The 7,848-nt window shown below is 67.9% G+C and carries 8 protein-coding genes and 1 pseudogene; 5 read left to right on the top strand and 4 right to left on the bottom strand.

Features of this window, described 5'->3' with window-relative positions; genetic code table 11:
- Positions 1 to 325: 325 nt before the first annotated feature.
- Positions 326 to 1,111: a calcium-binding protein gene (locus ACWD6R_RS39020; protein WP_451823100.1), complete on the top strand. Its 786-nt coding sequence runs from the start codon at positions 326 to 328 to the stop codon at positions 1,109 to 1,111.
- Between the two features lie 468 nt (positions 1,112 to 1,579).
- On the opposite strand, the gene ACWD6R_RS39015 is transcribed toward ACWD6R_RS39020, so the two are convergent.
- Positions 1,580 to 3,274, bottom strand: a complete 1,695-nt coding sequence (locus ACWD6R_RS39015; protein ID WP_451823099.1) for a hypothetical protein — start codon at positions 3,272 to 3,274, stop codon at positions 1,580 to 1,582.
- 392 nt (positions 3,275 to 3,666) lie between these two features.
- Positions 3,667 to 3,984 (bottom strand): restriction endonuclease subunit S, encoded by a 318-nt coding sequence (locus ACWD6R_RS39010; RefSeq protein ID WP_451823098.1) that lies wholly within the window; start codon positions 3,982 to 3,984, stop codon positions 3,667 to 3,669.
- A 183-nt stretch (positions 3,985 to 4,167) separates the two neighbouring features.
- Here ACWD6R_RS39010 and ACWD6R_RS39005 point away from each other — a divergent pair, with 183 nt between their 5' ends.
- From ACWD6R_RS39005 to ACWD6R_RS38990, 4 genes and pseudogenes are all read left to right on the top strand, one after another.
- The gene (locus tag ACWD6R_RS39005; RefSeq protein WP_451823097.1) at positions 4,168 to 4,383 is read left to right on the top strand and encodes a type II toxin-antitoxin system VapB family antitoxin; all 216 of its coding nucleotides are present in this window, start codon (positions 4,168 to 4,170) and stop codon (positions 4,381 to 4,383) included.
- Positions 4,380 to 4,802 carry a PIN domain-containing protein gene (locus ACWD6R_RS39000; RefSeq protein WP_451823096.1) on the top strand — a complete coding sequence of 141 codons (423 nt, stop codon included), beginning with the start codon at positions 4,380 to 4,382 and terminating at the stop codon, positions 4,800 to 4,802. Before ACWD6R_RS39005 ends, ACWD6R_RS39000 begins: the two co-directional genes overlap by 4 nt.
- A 61-nt stretch (positions 4,803 to 4,863) precedes the next feature.
- Positions 4,864 to 5,790, top strand: coding sequence for a phosphorothioated DNA-binding restriction endonuclease (locus tag ACWD6R_RS38995; RefSeq protein ID WP_451823095.1), 927 nt, complete (start codon positions 4,864 to 4,866; stop codon positions 5,788 to 5,790).
- Positions 5,763 to 5,876, top strand: a pseudogene (locus ACWD6R_RS38990) (Crp/Fnr family transcriptional regulator); the annotation flags it as partial. The gene ACWD6R_RS38995 and the pseudogene ACWD6R_RS38990, both read left to right, overlap by 28 nt.
- A 292-nt stretch (positions 5,877 to 6,168) precedes the next feature.
- On the opposite strand, the gene ACWD6R_RS38985 reads toward ACWD6R_RS38990, so the two are convergent.
- Together ACWD6R_RS38985 and ACWD6R_RS38980 are read right to left on the bottom strand one after the other, a co-directional pair.
- Positions 6,169 to 6,528, bottom strand: coding sequence for a hypothetical protein (locus ACWD6R_RS38985; RefSeq protein WP_451823094.1), 360 nt, complete (start codon positions 6,526 to 6,528; stop codon positions 6,169 to 6,171).
- Positions 6,525 to 7,145, bottom strand: coding sequence for a DUF6232 family protein (locus ACWD6R_RS38980; RefSeq protein WP_451823093.1), 621 nt, complete (start codon positions 7,143 to 7,145; stop codon positions 6,525 to 6,527). The genes ACWD6R_RS38985 and ACWD6R_RS38980 overlap by 4 nt, the downstream gene beginning before the upstream one ends.
- Between the last annotated feature and the right edge of the window lie 703 nt (positions 7,146 to 7,848).

The raw sequence follows: 7,848 nt of genomic DNA, 5'->3' as shown, positions 1-7,848 counted from the left end.
GCTTCCTACGCCCCTGCGGCCCCCGGTCCGCGCGTATCTCGAAGTCCATTGCATCCCCTGAGCTGGGGTGTTGCAACGACCACTAGAACTCAAGCTTGCAGCGGGGCCCTTCGACGTTGGTGGTCTCGGCAGAGGGAAGGAGGGGGCGTCCTCCAACACGGCCCACGCGTCTGCGTACCAGCAATGCGCCGACGGGGCGCCAACGGCCTCCCCCGGGAGTGGGCTCCCCGCGGTCAGGACGCCGTCTGCCGTCGTACAACCAACCGCGGCTGTCGCAGGTCTTCCACCCACCCGGACAAGATCCGGCTCATCGTTTCGGAGAAACATGCGCATTCGTTCCACCGCGGTCGCCGCCGTCGGCGCTCTGGGGCTGCTCTCGTTCCTGACGCCCGCCGCGCACGCCGACACCCATAAGGGCGACACCGCCTTCACGTCGCTGTCCTTCAGCAAGAAGACCGTCAACGTCGGGGTCCGTGCGGCGCAGACGCTGACCGTCACGGCCGTCGCCCAGGACGGGGCCGGGATCAAGGCCATCTACGTTCCCATGCTGGTCAGCCCCGGCGGTCGGATCATCCACACAGACTCCGCCGACTGCACCCGGCCCGCATCCACCACCATGAAGTGCGTCTTCAAGTTCACCCTGGACCCCGACCTCACCCTGGACGACGGCCGCAAGTCCTACTTCGACCTCAAGAACAGCTCGGCCGGCACCTGGCACTTCACTGCCGAGGCCGCTGCCAAGGACGGTGACTTCTACGACCTCGAGGACAGCGCACCGGTCAAGGTGAAGCGCTACGCCAAGCTCGCCAGCACTCAAGCCTCCCCCGAGCCGGTCGCCAAGGGCCGTACGCTCACCGTGACCGGAACGCTCACCCGGGCCAACTGGGACACCAACGTCTACGCCGGATACAGCGGCCAGGCCGTGGCCCTTCAGTACAAAAAGTCCGGCTCCTCCACCTACACCACGGTCAAGAAGGTGACCACCGACAGCAGCGGCAAGCTCAAGACGACGGTCACCGCGAACTCCGCCGGCACCTGGCGCTGGACGTTCGCCGGCACAAGCACGACGAGCACCGTAACCGCCTACGGAGACAGCGTCGCCCTGAAGTAGGCCGTTGACGCCCGGGCCCTGTCCCTGGAACACCCGCGGGCCAGGGCTCGCGGGCGCGCAGAAAGACGCTGCTCTCGGCCACGAGCCGCGGCGTAGCGAACGACGGTCTCCTCGCAGGGCCCGTCAGCGGCACGTTCAGAGCTTCACGTTCGGCCCGGTACCTCGACGGTGAAGTCAATGACACAGGCCAGGACGCAGCCGTTCGCTACTGCCCGGGTGCAAGCGACGGTCAGGCCCTGGTGCCCCTGGGCGTGACACCGTGTCCGGCCGGTCGCTGAACCGGCCGGACACGCCGGTTGCAGAGAGACCCTGCGCACGTCATGGGCCTGAGGTCTTGCACAGTCAGTGCTCCCATGCGGGGAGGCCGGCGATCCCGGGTATTACCTGAGGCGTCACAGCCAGTTCCATAAACACAACTCGCGCCCTCGAGATCACTCGCCCCGGGCGGCCGCCCGGGCCGTGATCCCGTCAGCTGACGGTGATCTTCACGGAAGGGCTGTGGGCGGCGGCGAAGCGGGAGGTGGCCACGGTGAGGAGGCGGTAGGTGAAGGTGCCCTTGGTCTTCTCGGTGAGGGAGAAGGCGACCCTGCCCGTGCTGGACTGGGGCTTGGAGGCGAGAGTGGTCCAGGTGCCGTTGCGGTAGACCTGGAGTTTCACGGTCGCGCCCTTCTCCTTGGAGGAGACCGTGCCGCTGAACGCGACGCTCTTGCCGCGCTTGACCTTGGTGGCCGACGCCGTCAGCGCCGCCTTGGGCGACACCGACACCTTCAGCGCGGCGGACACCGGCTTGGTGCCGTCAGCGGCGACAAGGCGCAGGCTCTCGTTCGCGGCGGGCGTGGTGGTCAGCGCGATGGTCCCGCTGCTGCCGGTCTTTCCGGTGCTCACCGTCGTCCAGGTGGTGCTGCCCGCCTTCCGTGCCTGCAGCGACACCGTGCGGGCCACGAGCGGGTTGCCGGTGCCCGCGGTGAGCAGCCCGGTCACCCGCTCGCTCTTGCCGAGGACGACTGCGGCGGGCGCCGTCGCGGTCAGCCGGTCGGCCGTCACGACTGCCTGGACGGAAGTGGTACCGACCGCGCCGGTGCTGTCGGTGACCGTCACCGTGACGGTGTGCGTACCGACAGTCCACCCCGAGGTGTCGATAGCGTCACCCCACGTGGTGTTGATGTGGTGGTAGCCGCCATTCCGCACCTGAAGGGGAGAGAACGGATTGTCACCGTCGGCGTACGACAGAACGGTCGTGCCGTCGACCGCGACGTCCTGCTTTGTCAGCCACACCTCGTAGTACTTGGGATCGGAGACCGTGCGGTTCCAGCCGTACGGCACCGCGGTCGTCCACTCGATCTCCATCGAGTCCGCACCGCCGAAGGCGAGTTGCGGCGTGTTCGTGGTGGCCGTCACCGTCGGTCCGGGCGTGGCGGTGACCCCCAGCGACACCGGCTGCGAGCGGTAGCCGTCCTTGTCGACAGCGACGGCCTGCACCGCAGGGCGGTACGCCATGGTCGAGTACGTACTGGTGTAGGTGTAGGGAGCGGTGTCGTCGGTCGCGCGCGGCTTGTTGTTTTTGGTGAACAGTGCGGTCTCGTAGAAGTCGACGTGGTCGATCGCGGCACCGCCGGCCGCGGGCTGGGTGCCCACGCTGTACGTGGTGGCCCCCCACACGATCGAGTGGGCGGCCGGTGCAGTGAAGACCGCCGAGGGGTTGGCGGTCGTGAGGCTGACCGTGCCGCTGACACTCTGCGCGGTGGCGCCGCCCGTCGTGTCGTCCGGGGTCTCGGTGGCCGTGACGGTGAGGGTGTTGATGCCGTCCGGCAAGGTCCGCGTGTCCAGCTTGAAGTAGCCGGTGTCGACCGAGGCGACCGTCACCGTGACGTCGTTGGTGGCCCCGGTGCGTGTCGTGTACGTCGCCTTGCCCGTAGCGGGTCCGAAGTGGAAGCCGGAGTCGGCGACCGGTGTGAAGCGCACCAGAACATCGCCCCGGTAGGCGCCCGAGGCGTCCTGGGTCTCGACCGAGCCGGTGACCGCATCGGCCTGCTCGACGACGCTCACATCGCTGACCAAGCCCGTGCCGGACGGGCCGTCGTCAGCACGGGCCGCACCGGTCGCGGAGGCGGAGAGGAACAGGGCTGCAGCAACAGACGTGGCCGCGCCTATGGAAGACCGCACGGTGGCGACTCCGAAAGAACAGGGGAGCGGCATCCACCACTCCGGATCGCTGAGGGAGCCACACCGTACACACGTTCACCACAGGTTCCCGCAGCAGGTGGCGCAACCCCTCCCGCGCAGCCCAGGAGTCCGACACCCGGGGCGTGCCGCGCCCGCCTGTGTGACCCGGCGTGGGCATGCGAACACCCGGATGCCCTGCCAACCGACGGGTCGCGCGGGCCAGGGGCCGACCGGCGGCCAACCTGAGCCCGGGCCGTGTCAGCGGCGGAGAGCAGTTGAGGGGACCGTGATCTTCTCGGCGCGGCTCTTGATCCATTCCGCGGTCTGTGGAAGCGAGAGGCAGGCCAGCAGACAAGCAGGGCAGACCTCAGGATCGAACCCGTGGAGACGCATCAGTTGCTGCCGAACAGCCACCCCTCCTGGTCCGCCCGCACGTGGGCCACGGGCCCCACTGTGCCCGTCCGAGCGCAGAGGATGTCCCCTTCCGACAGGGCGAAGCGCCGCATTCTCTGCGCTGTGTCGTAGGAAACGGTTGTATCGCAGGCCCCGGTGATCCGACGATCGCGCAGATGCTTGGGCTGCACGACGGGCACCGCACCGGCGGGTACGTAGGTCTCCTTCGGCAACAGCGACGGAGAAGGGCCGGCCTGGAGCTTGCACAACTCGCCGAGGCGCCGCCATTCCCGATCATCAGGAGAGGTGCCGGCCATTCCACTGAGCCGGCCGGCGGCTCGAAGGGAGTCGACGACCCGGTCGTCGGGCCCGGCCGGCCGCGTTCCGCGACCATCCGTCCGTCCGTCCAGCCGGTGCGGGCACCGATCCGCTCTCGAGGACGCCTCGACATCCATCGCGATATACTTGCTGTGTGAGTTGATATCTCAGGAGGTGTCCGAATGAGCCGAACAGTGATCGACCTTGACGACGAGCTACTGGCCGACGTGGCTCAGGCGCTGGGGACCAGCACCAAGAAGGAGACGGTCAACACTGCTCTGCGCGAGGTACTCGAGAACCGCCGACGGGCCCTCGCTCTCACTAGGCTGCGGGCGGCAGCGGGCGACGGAGGCTTCGATCTGGATCTCTTCGAGGACAAGAGGGACTACCGGCGGTGAGCGCGGCACAGTTCCTGATCGACACCAGCGCGCTCGCCCGACTCCTCCGCGGCGACGCCGAACAGTACGGCTGGGACCAGGCCGCCGCGGCAGGGCTCATCGCGACCTGTCCGATCACCGAGTTGGAGTTCTTCTACAGCGCCCGCTCCGCAGCGGATCGCGCACAGGGCGTCGAGGACATGCGGCTGCTGTTCGGCTGGGTGCCCGTCGACGACCGCGCATACGACCGCGCCTGGCAGGTCCAGGAGCTGCTGACCCAACGCGGTCAGCACCGCAGCGCGGGTGCGGTGGACCTTGTCGTTGCCGCGACCGCGGAACTCCAGGGGCTGACCCTCCTGCACCGCGACCACGACTTCACATGCATCGCCGCTGTCACCGGTCAAGCCGTGCAGTGGTACGGCCCGGAGGCCGGTAAGTAAACGCCCGCCCGGTCTCAGCGTCAGGAACCGGCACGGGGTGGCGCCGCTACGATCGCCGGTCATGGATTGGCTTGAGCGCGCGGCGAAGCTGAGGCAATGGACCGGGAACGGGATGCGGGCTCCTCACAAGCCCCTGCTGCTCCTGTACGCCCTCGGCCAGTTCCAGGAGGATGCCGACGGCGCGTTGCGGTACAGCGCGGTGGAGACAGATCTGAAGCGGCTGTTGGCCGAGTACGGGCCAGCCAACAAGACGACACCCGCCTACCCCTTCCACCATCTGGTCAGCGACGGGGTGTGGGAGGTACGTACCGATCGTGGGCTCGGCAGCCCCGGCAGCGGGGTGCTGGAGCTACGGGCGACAGGCGCGACAGGGCGGTTGGCACCGGAACTGCGCGCAGCCCTGCGACGTGAGCCGTCACTGCTCGGCCGGATCGCCCGGGTGCTGCTCGATCAGCACTTCCCGCCGTCGCTCCACGGCGAGCTCTGCGAGGCCGTGGGCCTGGAGCTGGAGCCGACGGAGTCCGAACCGCTCCCGGCCGGGCGGCGGCAACGGGACCGGCGGATGCGGGAGATGGTGCTGACCGCCTACGAGTACCAGTGCGCCTTTTGCGGCTACGACGGCAGAATCGGCGCGGTACCGGTCGGGTTGGAGGCCGCGCACGTACGCTGGTGGGCTTTCGACGGCCCCGACGACATCGACAACGGTCTGTGCCTGTGCGCACTGCATCACAAGCTGTTCGACAAGGGCGCCCTCGGCGTCGGCGAAGGCCACCGCATCCTCGTCTCGCAACAGTTCGTCGGGCGAAGCCCGACAGCCCACGAGCACGTGATAGCGCTGGCAGGCCGCCCATTGATCGGCCCCCAGGCGGGTACGAGCCCGATCGCGGCCTCCCACCGATCCTGGCACACCAGGCAGGTCTTCCATGGCGCTCCGCGCCCTGCCTCCGTGACGCCAAAGTCGTGTGCCGGGAGCCGGGTGGAGCTGTGACCTGGCTGGCCTTCCGGGGGCCGGGCGACCTGCTGGGCAAGGTGTCCGTCTTCCACGGCACCACGCGCACGGCGGAAGTGGTCGCGCTCACCCCCTGCACGGCTGTCGTGCTGGAGGCGGAGCGGTTCCGCCGATTCATCGAACAGCGCGGGCTCGCCATGGACTTGATGCGCCAGGCTCTCGCCCGGCCCACCTGGCAGCGGTCATCTCCCAGCGCGTCTACGAGGACGTCGTGCTCGGCGGGTACACCGGACTGCACCCCGACCGCTGTGTGGAGGTCCCGGCCACCGTGGAGGGGAAGGATTTCGCGCAGCGGGCATGGCTGTACGTCCCTTCGCCCTGACCGAGAAGCGTGCCTGGCCAGTAGCCGGTGTCGTCCTAGTGCGCACCCAGCAGTTCGAGGATCTTGTTGACCGCGTCGAGGACCGGCTGGCCGACCACGCCGACCGTCGCGGCGACGCCCGCGATGGCCATCAGAGCGCGGTGTCTGTCCTGCGATGGTGCACCGTCGTCGGCGCTGATGTCCGCCAGGGAGTCGTCGATGGCCTGGGCGCTCGCCGGTGGAATCCGGTCGCGGAGTTCCTCGACCAGCTGGAGCAGTTCCTCAACGGCCGAGTGCAGGGCGGGAGACACCGCTGCGGCGTCGGCGGCCGCCACCTGATTCTTGACGATGCCGGTGTTGCCCCGCCCGCCGTGCATGTTCACGTTGTCACCGAAGTAGTAGCTGTCGCCGCTCATGCGCCCGCCATCCCCACGTTGCCGTTGCCGCCGTACATGTTGACGTTGTCCCCGAAGTAATAGTGCTTGGGGCTGACTGTGATGCTCTCCACCTTCACCTGGAACTCGTTCTCGGGGTTCTCGATCGCGTGGGCGATGTGGCCGACGAGCTGGTTCAGGTGTTCCCCGTCGGGGCTGGTCACCACCGCTGTGGACGGGCCGGACGTTTCGACGGCCAGTACGTAGTACGAATGCGCCGACAGTACGGAGATCAGCTCCGCGAGGAAGTAGATCAGCGCCGCCGCGCTGACGATCCAGGTGAAGGTGACGATCCCGCTGCCCGCGTCCTCACTCCCCAGGGTGGCCGCGGCGCCGAGGATCGTGAGGGCGATCGCGATCGCCAGCGTGATCGCGACGTTCTTGCAGAAGCTGACGACGGCTTCCTTGCGCCTGGGGTGGATGGTGAGTGTGTGCACCCGGGCGATGTTCTGCAGCGGATACGCGGCGCCGCCTACCCACAGCAGCCGCTTGCTGACCCGCAGATCGACGGCGGCGCCGCGAAGGAGCGGTGGGGGCATCGGGGGCGGGGACGGCGGCGGGGTGTTCCACGGCCGCCCCGCCGGATTTGTTGCATCCATGCCGTTCCCCCTGAGGTTGAAGCGTTACCCGTTGACTACCCCGAGTTAAGAGAACACCATAAACCACGTGGTACGTGTTCACTGCAAGCCTGCGGGCGTCATCAAGTGTCTTGCGATTGCGACGAGTTGGCGGCCATAGGAGGAGAAGGGCCTGGCCGTCAGTGCTCGCCATCTGCGAGGCGCGCAAGAAGCCCGTCGCTGACGGCGAGGCCAGCCTCTGGGTCACTGACCAGTCGCTGCTGACCTGTGGAGACGGGACCACGCGCACCGTCGGGCACCGCGTGGCAGAAACGCCGAGCTGGTCCCTGAGCCGGTCGTTGTCAGGAAGGTGCGACCCGACACCCTGGTCCCGGGTTCTGGTCTCAGTTCTGGTCTCATTCGGGTACGTCGGGGACCGTTCAGGAACCCTGCCCTCCGACGCGGCAACGCAGGTCAGCACGTTCCCGTACACACCCGGGCCCCCGGACGAAGACTTGGAAAGCGTGTTGGGGGCAACCCTCACGAGTTCGAATCTCGTATCCTCCGCCATTGCCCTCACCGGGCAATACGTCGAAGGGCCCCGCTGCAAGCTTGAGTTCTAGTGGTCGTTGCAACACCCCAGCTCAGGGCAATGCCGGTGAATTAGTAGAACCCTGCTGGTCAGGAGCTCGCCGTGGTTGGTTTGGGTGGATTTCACCCTTGGTGACGCTGGGTAGTTCGTCAC

This window comes from Streptomyces sp. NPDC005151 (assembly GCF_053599875.1).
This window is presented reverse-complemented; position numbering and strand designations above follow the sequence as displayed.

What these genes read in the sequence shown, in the direction of transcription:
- ACWD6R_RS39020 (WP_451823100.1), top strand. Translation starts at nt 326, where the DNA reads ATGCGCATTCGTTCCACCGCGGTCGCCGCCGTCGGCGCTCTGGGGCTG.
- ACWD6R_RS39010 (WP_451823098.1), bottom strand. Translation starts at nt 3,984, where the DNA reads ATGGCCGGCACCTCTCCTGATGATCGGGAATGGCGGCGCCTCGGCGAG.
- ACWD6R_RS39005 (WP_451823097.1), top strand. Translation starts at nt 4,168, where the DNA reads ATGAGCCGAACAGTGATCGACCTTGACGACGAGCTACTGGCCGACGTG.
- ACWD6R_RS38995 (WP_451823095.1), top strand. Translation starts at nt 4,864, where the DNA reads ATGGATTGGCTTGAGCGCGCGGCGAAGCTGAGGCAATGGACCGGGAAC.
- ACWD6R_RS38985 (WP_451823094.1), bottom strand. Translation starts at nt 6,528, where the DNA reads ATGAGCGGCGACAGCTACTACTTCGGTGACAACGTGAACATGCACGGC.
- ACWD6R_RS38980 (WP_451823093.1), bottom strand. Translation starts at nt 7,145, where the DNA reads ATGGATGCAACAAATCCGGCGGGGCGGCCGTGGAACACCCCGCCGCCG.